Origin of the sequence: Streptomyces sp. NBC_01352 (genome assembly GCF_036237295.1) — a bacterium.
GTDB classification, from domain to species: Bacteria; Actinomycetota; Actinomycetes; order Streptomycetales; family Streptomycetaceae; genus Streptomyces; species Streptomyces plumbiresistens.
The window spans coordinates 1,958,498-1,975,137 of sequence record NZ_CP108354.1; the positions used below are offsets into that span (position 1 = coordinate 1,958,498).

Annotated in this window: 16 protein-coding genes; 5 read left to right on the forward strand and 11 right to left on the reverse strand. The window is 71.3% G+C overall.

Annotation, left to right across the window (positions count from 1 at the left end):
- Nucleotides 1-22: 22 nt before the first annotated feature.
- Genes OG252_RS09365 through OG252_RS09375 form a run of 3 tightly spaced genes read right to left on the reverse strand, consistent with a single transcriptional unit; the run spans nucleotide 23 to nucleotide 3,107 of the window.
- A complete protein-coding gene (locus OG252_RS09365) occupies nucleotides 23-1,039 on the reverse strand; it encodes an ABC transporter permease (RefSeq protein ID WP_329335174.1) in 1,017 nt (338 codons plus the stop codon).
- On the reverse strand, nucleotides 1,036-2,547 hold the full coding sequence (locus OG252_RS09370; protein ID WP_329335176.1) for a sugar ABC transporter ATP-binding protein: 1,512 nt from the start codon (nucleotides 2,545-2,547) through the stop codon (nucleotides 1,036-1,038). The genes OG252_RS09365 and OG252_RS09370 overlap by 4 nt, the downstream gene beginning before the upstream one ends.
- A complete protein-coding gene (locus OG252_RS09375) occupies nucleotides 2,544-3,107 on the reverse strand; it encodes a carboxymuconolactone decarboxylase family protein (RefSeq protein WP_329345108.1) in 564 nt (187 codons plus the stop codon). The genes OG252_RS09370 and OG252_RS09375 overlap by 4 nt, the downstream gene beginning before the upstream one ends.
- 233 nt (nucleotides 3,108-3,340) lie before the next feature.
- On the opposite strand from OG252_RS09375, the gene OG252_RS09380 reads away from it, so the two are divergent.
- Entirely contained in the window at nucleotides 3,341-3,751 is a 411-nt protein-coding gene (locus OG252_RS09380) for a cupin domain-containing protein (RefSeq protein ID WP_266450601.1), read from the forward strand.
- Between the two features lie 41 nt (nucleotides 3,752-3,792).
- On the forward strand, nucleotides 3,793-4,536 hold the full coding sequence (locus OG252_RS09385) for an MBL fold metallo-hydrolase (RefSeq protein WP_329335180.1): 744 nt from the start codon (nucleotides 3,793-3,795) through the stop codon (nucleotides 4,534-4,536).
- A gap of 64 nt (nucleotides 4,537-4,600) precedes the next feature.
- Here the strand turns inward: OG252_RS09385 and OG252_RS09390 are convergent, their stop codons facing one another.
- The 8 genes from OG252_RS09390 to OG252_RS09425 all read right to left on the reverse strand — a co-directional run bounded on the left by OG252_RS09390 (nucleotide 4,601) and on the right by OG252_RS09425 (nucleotide 11,783).
- Nucleotides 4,601-5,932, reverse strand: coding sequence for an MFS transporter (locus tag OG252_RS09390; protein WP_329335182.1), 1,332 nt, complete (start codon nucleotides 5,930-5,932; stop codon nucleotides 4,601-4,603).
- Between the two features lie 124 nt (nucleotides 5,933-6,056).
- Nucleotides 6,057-7,007 carry a catechol 2,3-dioxygenase gene (locus tag OG252_RS09395; RefSeq protein ID WP_329335184.1) on the reverse strand — a complete coding sequence of 317 codons (951 nt, stop codon included), beginning with the start codon at nucleotides 7,005-7,007 and terminating at the stop codon, nucleotides 6,057-6,059.
- Complete coding sequence (locus OG252_RS09400) at nucleotides 7,004-8,080, reverse strand: 4-oxalomesaconate tautomerase (RefSeq protein ID WP_329345109.1); 1,077 nt, start codon at nucleotides 8,078-8,080, stop codon at nucleotides 7,004-7,006. The genes OG252_RS09395 and OG252_RS09400 overlap by 4 nt, the downstream gene beginning before the upstream one ends.
- A gap of 32 nt (nucleotides 8,081-8,112) precedes the next feature.
- On the reverse strand, nucleotides 8,113-8,817 hold the full coding sequence (locus tag OG252_RS09405) for a 4-carboxy-4-hydroxy-2-oxoadipate aldolase/oxaloacetate decarboxylase (protein WP_329335186.1): 705 nt from the start codon (nucleotides 8,815-8,817) through the stop codon (nucleotides 8,113-8,115).
- On the reverse strand, nucleotides 8,814-9,563 hold the full coding sequence (locus OG252_RS09410) for a PIG-L deacetylase family protein (protein WP_329335188.1): 750 nt from the start codon (nucleotides 9,561-9,563) through the stop codon (nucleotides 8,814-8,816). The genes OG252_RS09405 and OG252_RS09410 overlap by 4 nt, the downstream gene beginning before the upstream one ends.
- Before the next feature lie 171 nt (nucleotides 9,564-9,734).
- Complete coding sequence (locus OG252_RS09415; RefSeq protein WP_266450590.1) at nucleotides 9,735-10,385, reverse strand: GntR family transcriptional regulator; 651 nt, start codon at nucleotides 10,383-10,385, stop codon at nucleotides 9,735-9,737.
- A 128-nt stretch (nucleotides 10,386-10,513) separates the two neighbouring features.
- Nucleotides 10,514-11,224 (reverse strand): response regulator transcription factor, encoded by a 711-nt coding sequence (locus OG252_RS09420; protein WP_266450588.1) that lies wholly within the window; start codon nucleotides 11,222-11,224, stop codon nucleotides 10,514-10,516.
- 52 nt (nucleotides 11,225-11,276) lie between these two features.
- Nucleotides 11,277-11,783 carry a MarR family winged helix-turn-helix transcriptional regulator gene (locus OG252_RS09425; protein WP_266450587.1) on the reverse strand — a complete coding sequence of 169 codons (507 nt, stop codon included), beginning with the start codon at nucleotides 11,781-11,783 and terminating at the stop codon, nucleotides 11,277-11,279.
- A 215-nt stretch (nucleotides 11,784-11,998) separates the two neighbouring features.
- Here OG252_RS09425 and OG252_RS09430 point away from each other — a divergent pair, with 215 nt between their 5' ends.
- The 3 genes from OG252_RS09430 (at nucleotide 11,999) to OG252_RS09440 (ending at nucleotide 16,188) form a co-directional block, all read left to right on the forward strand.
- Nucleotides 11,999-13,036: a zinc-dependent alcohol dehydrogenase gene (locus OG252_RS09430; protein WP_266450585.1), complete on the forward strand. Its 1,038-nt coding sequence runs from the start codon at nucleotides 11,999-12,001 to the stop codon at nucleotides 13,034-13,036.
- Between the two features lie 94 nt (nucleotides 13,037-13,130).
- Nucleotides 13,131-14,570 carry a sensor histidine kinase gene (locus tag OG252_RS09435; RefSeq protein ID WP_329345110.1) on the forward strand — a complete coding sequence of 480 codons (1,440 nt, stop codon included), beginning with the start codon at nucleotides 13,131-13,133 and terminating at the stop codon, nucleotides 14,568-14,570.
- 136 nt (nucleotides 14,571-14,706) lie between these two features.
- A complete protein-coding gene (locus OG252_RS09440) occupies nucleotides 14,707-16,188 on the forward strand; it encodes an MFS transporter (RefSeq protein ID WP_329335192.1) in 1,482 nt (493 codons plus the stop codon).
- Nucleotides 16,189-16,640 lie beyond the last annotated feature (452 nt).

The window sequence follows — 16,640 nt, forward strand, 5'->3', positions numbered from 1 at the left end:
GCGCCGCGGATTGCGTGGGGCGCTAATGCCCCGGCGCGGACTTGCGCTGGAACTCGTTGATGACCGCCGCGACAAGCAGCACTCCGCCGGTCACGACGAGCTGGTAGTAGCTGTTGACCTGGAGCAGGTTCAGCGCGTTGGCGACGACGCCGAGCAGGACCACGCCGAGGACGGTGCCGACGACGGTGCCGTGGCCCCCGGCCAGCGAGGTGCCGCCGATGACGACCGCGGCGACAGCGGTCAACTGCAGTTGCAGACCACCCGTGTTGGGGGCGGCGGCGCCGAGCCGCGACAGCAGCATCAGTCCGGCCAGACCGGCGAGGCCGCCGGCGAGGGCGTACAGGGCGAGCTTGCGTCCGGAGACGTTGATGCCGCTGAGGCGGGCCACGTGCTCGTTGCCGCCCATCGCGAAGGCGTCCCGGCCGAAGGTGGTGAACCGCATGGCAAGGCCGATCACCGCGAGTACGAGGATCGCGACGACGCACAGGTAGGGAATGCCGAGCACCTTGTCGTTGCCGAGGGCCCACATCCGCTGGCCGATGGTGATCGACTCGCCGTCCAGGACGAGCAGGGCGACGCCGTCGAGGAGCATCGCGGAGGCGAGGGTGGCGACGAACGGGGCGACCCGGGTGAAGGTCACGACCAGGCCGTTGACCAGGCCTATCAAGGTGGCGAGGAGGAGCGTGACGACCACGGTCACGGCGGTGGGGCGGCCGTCGTGCAGCAGGGTCGCACCCACCGACACGGTGACGGCCGCGTTGCTGCCCATGGAGAAGTCCATGCCGCCCGCGGTCATCAGCAGGGTCAGCCCGGCCGCGATGACGGCGGTCACGCTGATCTGCCGCAGCACGTTGAGCAGGTTCTGCGAGCTGGTGAAGGAGTCCGCCTGGAGGGCGGTGAACAGCGCCACCAGGACGAGGACCACGACAAGGCCGCCGTGCGGGACCCGCAGCAGGGCCCGCGGAGACATCCGGGACGCGGTGCGCTCGTGCGGGCCCGCGGCGAGGTCCGGGGTGGCGGAGGGGGTCTTGAGGCTCACTGCGGCTGACCTCCGAGTGCGGTGGCGACGAGCTCGTCGCGGGTGATGGCGGTGATGTCGTGCTCGGCGACCGTGCGACCGGCGCTGACGACCACGACCCGGTCGGCGAGGCGCATGACCTCCTCGGCGGAGGAGGAGGCCAGCAGCACGGCCACGCCGCGCGCGGCGAGCTCGTCGACCAGGGTGTGGATGTCGGCCATGGCGGCGACGTCGACACCGTTGGTGGGGTCTTCGAGGAAGCAGGCGACCGGGTCGGTCTCCAGCCACTTGCCCAGCAGGACCTTCTGCTGGTTGCCGCCGGACAGCGCGCCCACCGGCGGGTTGCCGCTGAGGGCGACCACGCCGTAGCTGCTGCGCAACGGGGCGGCGCGGCGGGCGAGTTCGCCGCGCCGGTGCAGTCGGCGGCGGGCGAAGCGGTCGCCGGCCAGCATCAGGTTCTCGTCCAGGGTCAGGCCCTGGACCAGGCCGAGGGCGCGGCGGTCGCCGGTGACGCAGCGCAGCCCGCTGGCGAGCGAGGCGGGGACCCTGCCGAAGGGCACCGCCCTGCCGTCGACCCACAGCCGGCCCGCGTCCGGGCGCTGCCGTCCGGACAGCAGGTCGAACAGGCGGGACTGGGCGTCTCCGGCGGGCCCGAGGACGGCGACGATCTCGCCCTTGCGCACCTCGACGGTGAAATCCTGGACGGCCCGGCCGTGGCTCAGCCCGCGCACCGTCAGGCCGCTGTCGTCCTTCGGGGCGGGGCGCTCCGGGCGCCGCGAGACGACGTCCCGGCCGACCATGCTGCGCACCAGCGAGGCGGGGTCCATCTCCGCGGCCGGGGCGCTGGTCACCACGGCACCGTCACGCAGGACGGTGAGGCGGTCGGCGACGGCCATGACCTCGTCGATGTAGTGCGAGATGTAGACCACGGCGACGCCGTCGTCCCGCAACGTCCGCACCAGCGAACGGATCCGGTCCGCGTCCTTGGCGCTCAGGCAGGCGGTCGGCTCGTCGAGGATCAGGATCCGGCCACCGCGGCGGACCTCGCGGGCCACTTCGACCATGGTCTGTTCGGCGACGGTGAGGGTCCCGGCGACGCGCGCCACGTCGATGTCGATGCCGAGGCCGGAGAGTGCCTCGCGGGCCCGCTGTTCGACGGCCTTCCAGCGCACGGTACGGCCCCGGGTGGGCAGGTCGCCGAGCAGGACGTTCTCGGCGACGGTCAGCCCCATGGCCAGCTCGCGGCGCTGCGGGACACAGGCGATGCCGAGCCTGCGCGCCTTGCGCACGGTCAGCCCGGAGTGCGCCTGCCCGGCCACCTCGATGGTGCCTTCGTCGGCCTGGTGCACGCCGGAAAGGACCTGCACCAGCGTCGACTTGCCGGCGCCGTTCATGCCCATCAGCGCGTGGATCTCACCGGGGTACAGGTCGAGATCGACGCCTTTGAGGGCGGCGGCCCCGCCGAAGGTCTTGGTGACGCCCCGGACGCGGAGAACGGCTCCGGGGACCAGGTCGGTGCGGGCTGTCACGGCCGCGGCCCGTCGCTGTCGGCGACGACCCGCCCGTAGCCGCGGACGTCCGGGAACGGGGGCTCCTTGTCGGCCTGCAGGTCCACCTGGAAGGTGTTCAGGCACATGCCGAGCATGGTGAAGTTGCCGAGCGCGCCGATGGTGTCGACCAGGCCCTTGGGGCCGAAGTGCGCGAGGGCGCGGGCGAAGGTCTCGTCGGTGACGAAGTGCTCCTCCAGCACCTCCCGGCAGAACTGGTAGAAGGCCTGGTCCGCCTCGTTGTCGAAGACCGCCTCGCGCCTCTCGGCGACGGCCTTGACGGCGGCCTCCGGGATGCCGGCCTCGATCGCCTGGTGGACGTGGGCGTTCCAGGAGTACTGCGCGTCCCAGTTGCGGGCGGCCATCAACAGGGTGAGTTCCCGCAGGTGCTCGGGGAGGCTGCAGTCGAAGCGGGCGAAGGCGCCGAGGGACTCCGCGCGCTCACACATCTCAGGGCTGTGCAGCCAGACCCGGAAGGGGCCGCGCACGGCACCGCGACGGCCGGCGATGCGGGCGGCCAACTCCTGCTGGCGGGGGTCCATTTCCTCTTCGCTGAGAACGGGGAGCCTCATCTGGCCGATACCTGCCTTTTCTTTCCGGCGCGTTTCCGGCACGGATCCGAAAGCCGTGCGGTGCGAGCCGACCGTACAGCCGGGCCGGAAAAGCACACCCCTCCCGGAGTGCAAGGTAAAACTGCACGCTGGAGGGCACCCATTCGCGCGGGCGCGACCTAACGTCGTTCGACGCAACAGCGTGAAATGGAGAGGAATCCCGGATGACCACGATCATCAAGGTCGCGTCGGTGCCGCTGCTCGACCGAGGCGGGGCCGTGCTGACCACACCGCTGATCACCACGCCCTCGGCGGGCGGGGAGAACCGGATCACCAGCGGGATGAGCGTGTACCCGGTCGGCTCCGGGGCGCCGTTGCACTCGCACAACTGCGACGAGCACGTGACGGTCCTCGAGGGCGAGGCGGAGGTGTGGGTCGACGGCGAGGTGACCAAGCTGGAGCGGTTCGACACCACCTACATCCCGTCGCCGATCCCGCATCTCTTCCGCAACATCGGCACCACCCCGCTGCGCATCCTGTGGGTGTACTCCTCGGGTCATGTGACACGGACCTTCACCGAGACCGGCAAGACCGTGGAACACCTCTCGGCCGAGGACCAGATGGGCAAGGACTGAGCAGCAACCGGCGTTCCAGCAAGCGCCGTTAGGGTTCTGCCATGAGACTGACGGTTCTCGGCGGCTGCGGCGCCTGGCCCACCGCCGCCCAGGCGTGCAGCGGCTACCTCGTCGAGTACGCGGGATTCCGGCTGCTCGTCGACCCCGGTTACGCCACGCTGCCCCGGCTGCTCCTGCACACCACGGTCGACGCGGTCGACGCCGTCCTGGTCAGCCACGGCCACCCCGACCACTGCGCCGACCTCAACCCCCTGCTGCGCGCACGGGGTTTGAGCGACACCCCGCCTCCTGCCCTGCCCGTCTTCGCGCCCCACGGCGCCGTGGACGCCGTGCTGGCCCTCGACAAGCCGAGCATGCTCGCCGGTGCCTACCGGGTGCACGGGTTCCACCCCGGCGAGCGGCTGGAGATCGGCCCGTTCGCCGCCGACACCCGGCTGTTGCCGCACTTCGTGCCCAATGCCGGCATCCGGCTGCGTACTCCCGAGTCCGTGCTCGTCTACACCGGCGACACCGGCCCCAGCGACGACATTCCGCGCCTCGCCGAAGGCGCGGACCTCTTCCTGTCCGAAGCCACGTACGTCCACCGGGTCCCCTCCCCCACCGACGCGCCGTACCTGCTGACCGCACGGCTGGCCGGCCAGTACGCCCGACAGGCGGACGCCGCCCGGCTGTTGCTCACGCACCTGTGGCCGGGCACGGACCCTGTGGAGGCCGCGAAGGCAGCCACGGAAGCCTTCGCCCGTCCCCTGGACGTCGCCACTCCGGGCCTGGTCATCGACCTCTGACGCCGGACGCCGGCCCCGCGTTCCGCTGCGGTGGCCGGCGTCCGCCCTCCCTGAGGCTCCCTGCTCAGTGGGCGCTGACGAGCTCCGGCCCGGCGGTGCTCTTCGGTGTCTGCCGGGCGCCGCGCACCGCGGCGATGCCGATGAACACCATGGACGACAGTCCGGCGAGGGCGAAGGCGGTGAACCCCCAGTCGCCGTTGCCCGCGGCCAGGAGCTGGCCGCCGAGCCACGGGCCGAAGACGGCACCGAAGCGGCCCATGCCGGAGGTCCAGCCGACGGCGGTGGCGCGGTTGTCCGCGTTCGAGCGGATCGACACCGTCGCGTAGATCATCGTCTGGGCGCTGTTGAGGAAGACGCCGGTGAGGAAGACGACCACCATGGTCGCGGTCATCGGCATGTGGACGCTGAGCAGGAACACGCCCGCGGCGGTCAGCGCGAACCAGATCGCCGAGATGCGCGGGGCGCCGAAGCGGTCCGCGGCCCGGCCGGCGACGAGCATGCCCACGATGCCGCCGAGGTTGAAGACGACCACGAAGGACAGGGCGGAGCCCAGTTCGTAGCCCTCGGCGCGCATCAGGGTGGGCAGCCAGGTGGCGACGCCGTAGACCAGCAGCAGACCGCCGAAGGAGGCCAGCCAGTACAGCAGGGTCTGGATCCACTCGCCGCCGCGGAACAGGTTCACCAGGTTGGTCCAGCGGTCGGCGGCGCCCGGCTTGGCGGACTTGGCGGCGGGCAGCTCGACGTCGTAGCGGGCGGCCAGCGCACGGGCCTCGTCGCCGCGCCCCTTGGCGACCAGGAAGCTCAGCGACTCGGGCAGGAACCTGGCGAGCACCGGGGCGAAGAGCAGCGGCAGTACGCAGACCCAGAACGCGGCACGCCAGCCGACCGGGTCCACCAGCCCCTTGGCCACGTAGGCGGAGAGGATGCCGCCCGCGTGGTGCGCGGTCATCAGCAGGCCGATGACGATGGCGCCGCGGCCGCGCGGGGCGTAGTCGGAGACCATGCTGATCGCGGTGGGCAGCAGGCCGCCGAGGCCGACGCCCGCCAGGGTCCGGCCGAGGCCGAAGACCGCGACGCTGTCGGCGATCGCGCACACGGCCGAGGCCAGCGAGAACAGGACGACGCAGGACACCATCAGCTTCTTGCGGCCGATCCGGTCGGCGATCGTGCCGGCGGCCAAGGCGCCGACCAGCATGCCGAACGTGGCGTAGCTGCCGAGGTCGCCGGCGGTGTCGGCGGTGAGGCCGAAGGTCTTCGTCTCCAGCAGGTGCGGCAGGACCGAGCCGTAGATGAACATGTCCAGGCCGTCGAAGAGGACGGCCAGCCAGCACAGGCCGACGACCAGAAGGGCCAGTCTGCTGCCGCGGGCGGACAGGGGGGAGGGGGAGGAGGACATCCTTGTTTTCCTCTCGTGCGGGCGGGGTGCCCCGACGCTAGAGACCCGCGAGGATGTTCGTCAACGTTTTTGTCAACAATCTCATCGACAATCAAGCTTCGCGTCGGGGCGACAGACGGGGGCGCTACGCGACCGGCGGCGTGCCGTGCGTATGGAAGGACTCGATGGTCTTCAGCCCCCAGGCCTGCCCCTTCTTCCGCTCCTCCTCGGTCCAGGTGATCAGCGGCCAGTCGGGCGCCAGCACCAGCCGCGTGAGAGGGTTGCACAGCTCGATGCGGTTGCCGCCGGGCTCGTAGACGTACAGGAAGAACGTCTGCTGGATGGCGTGCTTGTGCGGGCCCGTCTCGATGAACACACCGTTGTCGATCGCGAGGTCCGCCGCGCGCAGGATGTCCTCGCGGGTGTCGGTCGCGAACGCGATGTGGTGCAGCCGGCCGGCCGAGCCGGTCCAGTCCGAGGTGTAGACGACGTCGTACGACTTGTTCGTGTACGTCAGCCAGCGCGCCGCGATCGTGCCCGTGTCGAGCCGGATCTGCTCGGTGGGCCGGGCACCGAGAACGTTCTGCTGGAACTCGGCGTTGGCGAGCACGTCGGCGGCGAGGAAGTTGATGTGGTCCAGGCGCCGCACCCCCACGCCCCGGTTGGGCTTGGCCTGCGGCTGGTTCTTCAGCGCGGGCTTCAGCTCCTCGGGGGCCCGGTAGTGCTCGCTCTCCCAGTACAGGGCGTGCTCGTGACCGTCCGGGTCGGTGGTGACGTAGAGCTTGCCGAGGCCGGGTTCGTCCTCGACCCAGTGGCCGGTGCCGCCCGTCTCCTCGATCGCCTTGACCCGGCGCTGGAGGGCCTCCTCGCTGGAGGTGCGCAGGGCGAGCCGGCCGAGGCCGGGCTGCTCGCGGGCGGTGAGGACCAGGCTGTGGTGCTCGTAGTCGTCGAAGGTCCGCAGGTGAACGGTGTCGCCGTCCTGCCCGTTGACGGTCAGTCCCAGATAGTCGGTGAAGAAGGCGACGCTGGCGTCCAGGTCCGGGGTGAACAGCTGGGCGTGGCCGATGTGGGCGATGTCGCCGAGCGGCGGGGTCATCGTTGACCTCCTTGGGTGCGCGGGGGAAGGGGTGCCGTCTCGGCGGACCTGGGGAAGACGGTGCCGTCGAAGATCTTGCGGGCCGTGCGGACCACGGCGGTACGGCGGGCGCGGGGCAGGCCGTCGGGGGTGGCGTCGAGGCTGCTCTCGATGTCCAGGAACCCCGTGGGATGTTCGATGCGGACGCGGTCGCCGCCCGCGTCGAGTTCCGCGAGGCCGGCCCCCACGCTGCCGTCGATCCGCAGTCCGGCGGCGACACTGGCCGCGCCCAGCACCCCGATGGAGGTGTGGCAGCGCACCGGGATGAAGGTGCGGGTGGTGACCGCGCCGCCGTCCCTGGGCGGGGCGAGCAACGAGAGCTTGGGCACGGTGGCGTTCGTGACGTCACCAAGGCCCATCAGGCGGCCCGCCTCCAGGCGGATCGTGCGGAGCCGGCCGGTCAGCTCTTCGTCGGCCTCCAGTTCGGCGGGCGACTCGTAGCCGGTGATCTTGAGCGAGGCGGCCTCGATGAGGACCGTCGGCATGCCGTTGTCCACGCAGGTCACGGGTACGCCGTCGATCTCGTCGCGGACGTGGCCGGTGGGCAGCAGCGGGTTCGCGCTCGGCGGGAACTCGATCACGACCGGCGCGGCCGTGCCGGGCACGCCCGAGATCTCGGCGTTCCCGGTGTAGCGGACCCGGCCGCCGGGGGTCGGGAAGGTCGCCGTCGCGTGGTCACCGGTGTTGACCATGCGGATGCGGACGGAGGTCTCCTCCTCCCCCGCCGCCACCAGCCTCCGTTCGACGGCGAACGGTCCGATGCCGGCGAGGATGTTCCCGCAGTTCTGACGGTCACTCACCTCGGGCTGGTCGACGGCCACTTGGAGGAAGAGGTAGTCGACGTCGGCCCGCGGGTCGGCAGAGGGCGAGACCACGGCCACCTTGCTGGTCAGCGGGTGCGCCCCGCCCAGGCCGTCGATCTGCCGCTCGTCGGGGCTGCCCATGATCCGCAGCAACAGCTCGTCGCGCAGGGCCGGTTCGGCGGGAAGGTCGCCGGCCAGGAAGTAGGCACCCTTGGAAGTGCCGCCCCGCATCAGCAGACAGGGCACCTCCTCCGGCACGGGGGTCACGACCGCTCCTCCGTGTACTCCTCATACGTCCGGTACTCGACGCCGAGCCGCTTGAGGGTCTCGCGCAACCCGTAGCGGTCCAGGCCGAGTTGACCGTCGATGAAGGCGGCGCGGGCCATGGCCTCCTTGGCCTCGCGGGCCTCGGACGCCTCGACGGTGGCGCGTACGCGCTCCCGGGGGACGACGACCACGCCGTCGTCGTCGGCGAGGATCACGTCGCCGGGGCGGATCACCTGGCCGTCGACGGCGACCGGCACGTTGACCGAGCCGCCGGTGGCCTTGACCGTGCCTTGCGCGGAGACCGCCCGGGACCAGGCCGGGAAGTTCATCTCGCGCAGTTCCTGGGTGTCTCGGATACCGGCGTTGACGACCAGGCCGCGCACGCCGCGCCGCTGGAGCGCGGTGGCGAACAGCTCGCCGAACATGCCGTCGGTGGACGGGGAGGTGGTGGTCACGACCAGGATGTCGCCCTCGCCGCACTGCTCCACGGCGGCGTGGATCATGAGGTTGTCGCCGGGCCAGCTGAGCACGGTGACCGCGGTGCCCGCGACCCGTACGCCCTGCTGGATCGGGCGGATCTCCGGCCCGAGCAGACCGGTGCGGCCCATGGCCTCACTGACGGTGGCCACGCCGTACTGGGCGAGGGCGTCGACGTCCTTCGCTTCGGCCTTCGGCGGGTTGGTGACGATCACGCCGCTCATGCCAGCTCCTTCGCGATCTGCGGGTACGGGCGCATGAACGCCTCGGCCATGGTCCTGTGTGCGAGGCCCAGGTTCGGGCCGGCGTTCCGCTTGAGCTGGACGCCACGGCGGACGGCCAGGTCGGTGTAGTAGTCCCACAGGTGCTGCTGTGCGCCCAGGCACTCCATGGCCTGTCGCTTGGTCTCCCACACCTCGGTGATGTCGAGGAGTACCTCGGGCCTGAAGCCGCTCATCTCGGGCTGGTGCGGCTCGAAGTAGAAGACCGGCGGGGCGCCGATGATCTCGCCGGGGCCGGGGTAGCCGATGGCCTGGGCGAGGACTCTGGCTTCCAGGGCCATGCGGTTGGCGGCCGGGTGGTCGCCGTTGTACGGGTCCTCGGCCGGGTGGGTGAGCACGATGTCGGGCTGGGTGTCGCGGTAGACCTCGACGAGCCGGTCGGTGAGTTCGGGGGTGACGAGCAGCGGATAGTCGCCGGCGTCGAAGAAGCGGACCTCGGCGCCCAGGGTGGCCGCGGCGCGCTCGGCCTCGTCCCGGCGTATCGCCTTGATCTCCTCGAGCTTCCTGCCCTCGCGCCAGGCCTTGGCGGACTCGCCGCGCTCACCGAAGGTCAGACAGGCGATGGTGACCTTCTCCCCGCGGGAGGCGGCCAGGGCGATGGCTCCGCCCGCTCTCCATACGAAGTCCCCGGCGTGCGCGGTGATGACGAGTGTCGATCGTGGGACGGCGGGCGCGCCTGGGTGCGTCATTGCTCTCATCGCTCTCTGTTCGGGCGGTTCGCCTCCGGGGCGCTCCAGCCGCCGTCGAGCCGCCGACCGTGCTCGGCCCTTCGGGCCTTCGCGCGGTCGGGCTCTCGACACCGGCGCGCCCCTTCGGCTCACTCGCCGGGAGTGGACAGGTGTGCGCCCGCCTCGCGCGGCTCAGCCGCGCAACGCCTCGATCACGCTGGTGAGGTGGGCGCGGACGGCCGTCTCGGCCGCCTGCGGGTCCCTGGCCCTGATCGCTTCGATCATCGCCAGATGCTCATGCAGGGACTGCTGCGGACGCCCCGGCCTCAGCGCCAACTGGAAACGGTGACGCACCAGTTGGGCGTTGAGCCGCTCCAGGAGCTCCAGGGCGGTCTGCTGCCCCGAGAACTCCCGGATCCTGGTGTGCAGTTCGTGGTTGAGGTCGGAGTAGGTCACGGGTTCGCCGTCGGCCACGGCCTTGGTCATCGCCGTGCCCAGGTCCGTCAGTTCGGCGAGCTGCTCGTCGCTGGCCGCGACGGCCGCCTTCGCCGCGCACAGTCCTTCGAGGACCATGCGGCACTCGGTGATGGCGACCGCTTCCTCCACGCTCACCACCCGCACCCGCGAGCCGCGGTTGCGGATCCGCTCGACGAGTCCCTGGGACTCCAGATCGATCAGCGCCGCCCGGATGCTGGCCCGTGTCACACCGAACTGCTCGGCGAGCTCGTTCTCCACCAGCCGCTGTGCCGGTGCCATGTCGCCGTGCAGGATCGCCTGCCGCAGCTGCGCGAACGCGTGCTGTTTGGCCTGCTCTCCGGTGCTCGGACGGGCTTCTTTCGGCATCGTTGCCCTCCCTGAGTGAGTGCCTGTCAAACCTAAATCTAGCCAAACAAGATTGTCAACAATTTTGTCCGCTGTATTGCAGGCACAGGTTTCTCACAGAAATGTCCCACAGGACGCTCCGAGCCGGTTCAGCGGGAGGTGCAGCCCAGCCAGTAGCCGAAGCCGCGGCGGGTGTGAATGAGGTTCGGGTCCTCCTGGTCCACCTTGCGCCGCAGCCGGGAGACGAGCTTCTCGATGGCCTGGTCGGCGCGGTACTCGCCCCAGACGTGCCGGCAGATCTGCTCCTTCGACAGCACATGCTCGGCGTTGGCCAGCAGGTGGTGCAGGAGGCGGTACTCGGCGGGCGTGAGGTCGAGGGGGCGCGGCCCGCGGCTGGCCCGGCACGTGGCGTCGTCCAGGACCAGATCGCCGTAGCAGGGCACGCCCGTGGGCGCCGCGGGGCGTCGGCCGCGCAGCAGGACCTGGACGCGGGCGAGCACCTCGGGGATGCGGACGGGCTTGGTCACGTAGTCCTCCCGTCCCGGGCCGAGTTCGGGGACGAGGTGGTGCAGCGCGTCGCAGCTGGCCAGGAAGAGCAGCGGTGGGCGGTCCGCCGGTGGGGTCCGGCGGCCCCGGGCGAGCCCCCTCAGGCCCGGCAGTCCGGTGTCCCACACCACGAGGTCGAACCGGTGCCGGGCGAGGCGGGCCATGCCCTCGGCGCCGGTGCCCGCGGTGCCGACCCGGTAGCCGGCCAACTCGAGCGTGGTGGCGAGCAGTTCGGTGTCGCCGGGATCGTCGACGACGACCAGGAGGTGCTGACCGTCCCCGCGGGGAGGCCGCGTGCCGGTAATCCCGTACATGGCGTGACCATTCGTGTGGGGAGTGCGTCTCACGGCCTCGGCCGGGGGCGGTTCAGCGGGCGACGGGCGGGAGGTCGAGCCGGTCCTCGGCCCGGGCCACGAAGTCGTCGACCATCCGGCGGAAGAGCGCGGCGAGATGCTCGAGATCCCCCTCGGACCAGTCGGCCAGGGCCATCTCCATGCCCCGGCGGCTCACCTCACGGATACGCTCGACCGCCGCCGCTCCGGCGTCCGTGAGCTGGACGCGCTGGGCGCGCCGGTCGTCCGGGTCGGCGACCCGGATCACGTACCCGCCCTGCTCCAACTGCCGTATCTGCCGGGTGACATGGGACGCCTCCACCGACAGACGCACGGCCAGCACTCCGGGACGCAGCGGCTCGCTCTCCCCGATGTGCCGCAGGATGGCCACGGCGGCCCGGTCGAGCTCCAGTCCGGCCGTCGCCATCAGGCGCTCGTGCTGCCGGGCGCGTCCGGCGAGGTACGTGACGCGGGTGAGGACGCTCTCGATCTCGGCCACGTTCGCGGAGACGGGCGCTGCGGTGGACGGCTGTACGGACATGCGATCACCTTAGATGTAGTTGCCTAACTTAAGCAATATGCAGATGGTTGCTTGACTTAAGTAATGCGCTTGTGCTTGCCTAAGTCAAGCAAGACGACCTCGGACCGGGGCCGCAAGCGGACCGCCGGTCGGGTCACTGCCCTCCCCCGCCCGTCAGACCGCGCACCAGCCCGGCAACACCTGCCACACCGCACCCTCAGAAAGTGAGACCTTCCATGGCCACGATGAAGTCCGTCCTGACCGGCGCCCAGAACAAGATCGACGTGGTGGACGTCGAGCGCCCCGTCCCCGGCCCCAAGGACGCGCTGGTCCGGATCCGCGCCTGCGGCATCTGCGGCACCGACACCTTCTTCCTGCACATGGGCGGCATGCCGGTCGATGCCAAGGGCTCGATGCGCGCCATCCCGCTGGGCCACGAGCCGGCCGGCGAGGTCGTCGAGGTGGGCGCCGAGGTCACGGACCTGAAGGTCGGCAACCGCGTGGTCGTCAACCCGCAGGGCGCCCCGACCGGCATCATCGGCTGCGGCGGCGACCTCGGCGGCATGGACGAGTACCTGCTCATACGGGACGCCGAGGTGGGCAAGAGCGTCGCCGTCTTCCCCGACCACGTCCCCTTCGCCGTCGCCGCGTTGAACGAGCCGATGGCGGTCGCCCGGCACTGCGTCAACCGCTCCGAGGCCAAGCCCGCCGACAAGGTCGTCGTCTTCGGCGCCGGACCCATCGGACTCGGCGCCACCATCTGGCTCAAGCTGCGCGGCGTCGAGCACGTCGTCGTCGCCGACGTCATCCCCTCACGCCTGGAGAAGGCCCTGGCCGTCGGCGCCGACGCCGTCATCAACTCCGCCACCGAGAACGTCACCGAGCGCCTCACCGAACTGCACGGCCAGGCCGCCAACGCCCTCGGCCAGCCCCGCGCCGGCACCGACATCTACATCGACGCCGCCGGCGTCCCCGCCGTCTTCCAGGCCGCCGTCGACTCCGCGAAGTGGAAGGCCAAGCTGGTCATGGTCGCCGTACAGAAGAAGGGCTCGGACATCGACCTCGGCGGCATGCTCCGCAGCGAACTCACCCTCATCGCCTCCCAGGGCTACCCCACCGAGATCTTCGAGGTCACGGCGGAGCTCGCCGAGCACAAGGACCTCTTCGCGAAGCTGATCAGCCACAGCGTCCCGTTCTCCGACGTCGACCGGGCCTTCGAGCTCGCGCTGACGCCCGGCGCCGCGGAGAAGGTCGTCGTCACCTTCGACGAGTGACGGACCCGCCCGGGCTCCTGCCGCCGCCCCCGGCCGGCAGGAGCCCGTGGTGGTCCGCACCGCGGTGACCGCACCGGACGGGAACGCCCACACCATGATCGACAACCTGCAACGCCTGCCCTCGGCCCGCCCCCACGCCGTCGACGCCGGACTCGCCGCCGCACTCTTCGCCTGCTCGCTGCCGGGCAGCCTGGTCACGCTCCCGGGCCACGACCCCGGCATACCGTGGTGGCCCGGCGTCCTCCTCACCGGGGTCGCGTGCGCCGCGCTGCTGTGGCGCCGCTGCCGGCCCCGCACGACGACGGCGGTGACCATCGTCTGCGCGACGGCCGTCGCGGCCCTCGGCTACATCCTCACGGTCCTGCTGCTCGGCCCCCTCATGGTCGCGCTGCACTCGCTGGCCGTCCGCACCGACCGCAGGACCGCGAACACCTTCGCCGGCACCGGCATCGCCCTGCTGGTCGGCGCCTCCCTCCTCGTCGGGCCCGGCAACGAACCCCTGGTCCTCAAGCTGCTCGGCCCCACCGCCTGGCTGCTGCTGCCCACCTCCCTGGGCACCGTGACCCGGCTGCGCGGCGCCTATCTGGAGGCCGTGCAGGCCCGCGCCGAGCACGCGGAACGCACCCGGGAGGAGGAGGCGCGACGACGCGTCACCGAGGAGCGCATGCGCATCGCCCGGGATCTGCACGACGTCGTCGCCCACCACCTCGTCCTGGCGAACCTCCAGGCCGGAGCGGTCGCCCGGATGCTGCCCGCCCGGCCCGACGAGGCCGAGCGGATCGTGCGGGACCTGTCCGGCACCACTTCATCGGCGCTGCGCGAACTCAAGTCCACCGTCGGCCTGTTGCGGCACCAGGTGGACCCGCCGATCCCCTCCACCGACGCCGAGGACCGTGCGGCCCATCCGGCCGACGGCCAGGACGGTACGACCCACTCGCCCGATGCGGGAGACCGTACGACCCACTCGCCTGGTGCGGGAGACCGTACGACCCACTCGCCTGGTGCGGGAGACCGTACGACCCACTCGCCTGGTGCGGGAGACCGTACGGCCCAACCATCCGGCGCGGGAGGCCGTACGGCCGCCCCGTCCGACGCCGACAAGCCGCCGGCGCCCACCCCCGGCCTCGCCCAGCTCCCGGACCTCGCGTCCTCGTTCCAGCACGCCGGTCTCGCGGTCAGCCTGGCCACCGACGGCGACCCGCGTCCCCTGTCCGCCGGCGCCGCCCTCACGGCATACCGGATCGTGCAGGAGGCCCTGACCAACGTCACCAAGCACGCCGTGACCGGCTCGGCCGAGGTACGGCTCGCCTACACCCACGACCGGCTGGTCGTCACGGTCGTCAACGCCGACGCCGTGAGACGGTCCGACTCCTCCTCCCCCGGCGGCGGCGGTTACGGCCTCATGGGCATGCGCGAGCGTGCCCACTCGGTCGGCGGCCGCATCCGGATGGGCCACCGCCCGCAGGGCGGCTTCGAAGTCGTCGCCGAGCTGCCGGTGCAGCCGTACCGGCTGGAGGAACCCGCGGCCACCTGAGGCCCGCCCCATCCGTGGCGTGGCGCGCACCACACCCTGATTCCGCTTGCTTAAGTCAATCAATTACGATTAACTTGAGTAAGTCAAGCAATGCAGTTGGTCCCCACCCCCTTGTGCCCTGACGGAGGCTCTTGCCATGTCCGACGCCCTTGCCCGACCCACCGCGGCGGTGAAGCCCGCCCCGCCGAGGTCGAACGCCGTCGTGGCGGTGCTGGCCTTCGCCGGAATCGTCGTCGCGTTGATGCAGACGCTCGTCATCCCGATCGTCCCCGAGCTGCCGAAGCTGCTTGACGCCTCGGCGTCGAACACGGCCTGGGCGGTCACCGCCACCCTGCTCGCCGCCGCCGTCGCCACCCCGGTGGTCGGCCGCCTCGGCGACATGTACGGCAAGCGCCGCATGCTGCTCGTCAGCATCGTCCTGCTGATCGCCGGCTCGGTCGTCTGCGCGCTCAGCGACTCCGTCATCCCGATGATCGCCGGACGCGCCCTGCAGGGCCTGGCCGCCGGTGTCATCCCGCTCGGCATCAGCATCATGCGCGACGTACTGCCCAGCGAGCGGCTCGCCGGGTCGACCGCCATGATGAGCGCCTCCCTCGGCGTCGGCGGCGCCCTCGGACTGCCCTCCGCGGCCTTCATCGCCGACAAGTGGGACTGGCACCTCCTGTTCTGGACCTCCGCCACCCTCGGCGCCGTCGCCTTCCTGCTCGTGCTGACGGTCGTACCCGAGTCCAAGGTGCGGGCCGGCGGACGCTTCGACCTGGTCGGCGCGCTGGGTCTGTCGGCCGGACTGGTGACCCTGCTGCTGGCCGTCTCCAAGGGCGGCGACTGGGGCTGGACCAGCGCCACCACCCTGGGCCTCGGCCTGGCCTCGGTCGTGATCCTGCTCGCCTGGGGCCTCTACGAGCTGCGCAGCAGCCAGCCCCTGGTCGACCTGCGCACCACCGCCCGCCCCCAGGTGCTCTTCACCAACCTCGCCTCGGTCGCGCTCGGCTTCTCGATGTTCGCGATGTCCCTGGTCCTGCCGCAGCTGCTCCAGCTGCCCGAGGCCACCGGCTACGGCCTCGGCAAGTCCATGCTCACCGTCGGCCTGGTCCTGGCCCCGCAGGGCCTGGTGATGATGGCCATGTCCGCCGTCTCCGCCGCCATCACCAAGGCCAAGGGCCCCAAGCTCACCCTGATGATCGGCGCACTGATCGTGGCCTCCGGCTACGCCCTCAACATCGTGCTCATGTCCGAGGTCTGGCACCTCGTCCTGGTGTCCTGCATCATCGGCGCCGGCATCGGCTTCACGTACGGCGCCCTGCCCGCACTGATCATGGGTGCCGTCGACCCCACCCAGACCGGCGCCGCCAACAGCCTCAACACCTTGATGCGCTCCCTGGGCACCAGCTTCGCCAGCGCCCTCGCCGGCGTCATCCTCGCCCAGATGACCACCGACTACGGCGGCTTCCCCCTGCCCTCGGAGAACGGCTTCAAGGTCGTCATGGCCATCGGCGCCGGAGCCGCCCTGCTCGCCCTGCTCTTCGCCACCTTCATCCCGAAGCACCGCGCCCCGCAGCCCGCACCGGCCACGGACGGCCCCACCGAAACCGCGGAGGTCACCACGGCCAAGGCGTAACCACACCCGCCAGGCCCAGAACGGCCGCCTCCCCTCCGGGAGGCGGCCATCCGGCATGCACAGGACCCGATGCGCACCACCCGAACCACCAGACCCCACAGCCCGCACCGGCCACCCACGGCCCCGCCAAAACCACGGAGGTCACCACCGCCAAGGCGTAACCACATCCGCCAGGCCAGAACGGCCGCCTCCCCCTCCGGGAGGCGGCCATCCGGCATGCACAGGACCCGATGCGCACCACCCGAACCACCAGACCCCACAGCCCGCACCGGCCACCCACGGCCCCACCGAGACCACGTAGGCCGCCACCGCCACCGCCACGGCGTAACCAGCCCTACGAAACCGAGGCGAGCCGCCCCGCGTGCACCGCGCCTTCATAGCCGCATTCGCCACCACGACGGCCACGCGAGCATCGCGGCACCACTCCGATGAGGACAAGGACGGCCCGCGAG

What these genes read in the sequence shown, in the direction of transcription:
- OG252_RS09375 (WP_329345108.1), bottom strand. Translation starts at nt 3,107, where the DNA reads ATGGACCCCCGCCAGCAGGAGTTGGCCGCCCGCATCGCCGGCCGTCGC.
- OG252_RS09380 (WP_266450601.1), top strand. Translation starts at nt 3,341, where the DNA reads ATGACCACGATCATCAAGGTCGCGTCGGTGCCGCTGCTCGACCGAGGC.
- OG252_RS09385 (WP_329335180.1), top strand. Translation starts at nt 3,793, where the DNA reads ATGAGACTGACGGTTCTCGGCGGCTGCGGCGCCTGGCCCACCGCCGCC.
- OG252_RS09390 (WP_329335182.1), bottom strand. Translation starts at nt 5,932, where the DNA reads ATGTCCTCCTCCCCCTCCCCCCTGTCCGCCCGCGGCAGCAGACTGGCC.
- OG252_RS09395 (WP_329335184.1), bottom strand. Translation starts at nt 7,007, where the DNA reads ATGACCCCGCCGCTCGGCGACATCGCCCACATCGGCCACGCCCAGCTG.
- OG252_RS09400 (WP_329345109.1), bottom strand. Translation starts at nt 8,080, where the DNA reads ATGCGGGGCGGCACTTCCAAGGGTGCCTACTTCCTGGCCGGCGACCTT.
- OG252_RS09405 (WP_329335186.1), bottom strand. Translation starts at nt 8,817, where the DNA reads ATGAGCGGCGTGATCGTCACCAACCCGCCGAAGGCCGAAGCGAAGGAC.
- OG252_RS09410 (WP_329335188.1), bottom strand. Translation starts at nt 9,563, where the DNA reads ATGACGCACCCAGGCGCGCCCGCCGTCCCACGATCGACACTCGTCATC.
- OG252_RS09415 (WP_266450590.1), bottom strand. Translation starts at nt 10,385, where the DNA reads ATGCCGAAAGAAGCCCGTCCGAGCACCGGAGAGCAGGCCAAACAGCAC.
- OG252_RS09420 (WP_266450588.1), bottom strand. Translation starts at nt 11,224, where the DNA reads ATGTACGGGATTACCGGCACGCGGCCTCCCCGCGGGGACGGTCAGCAC.
- OG252_RS09425 (WP_266450587.1), bottom strand. Translation starts at nt 11,783, where the DNA reads ATGTCCGTACAGCCGTCCACCGCAGCGCCCGTCTCCGCGAACGTGGCC.
- OG252_RS09430 (WP_266450585.1), top strand. Translation starts at nt 11,999, where the DNA reads ATGGCCACGATGAAGTCCGTCCTGACCGGCGCCCAGAACAAGATCGAC.
- OG252_RS09435 (WP_329345110.1), top strand. Translation starts at nt 13,131, where the DNA reads ATGATCGACAACCTGCAACGCCTGCCCTCGGCCCGCCCCCACGCCGTC.
- OG252_RS09440 (WP_329335192.1), top strand. Translation starts at nt 14,707, where the DNA reads ATGTCCGACGCCCTTGCCCGACCCACCGCGGCGGTGAAGCCCGCCCCG.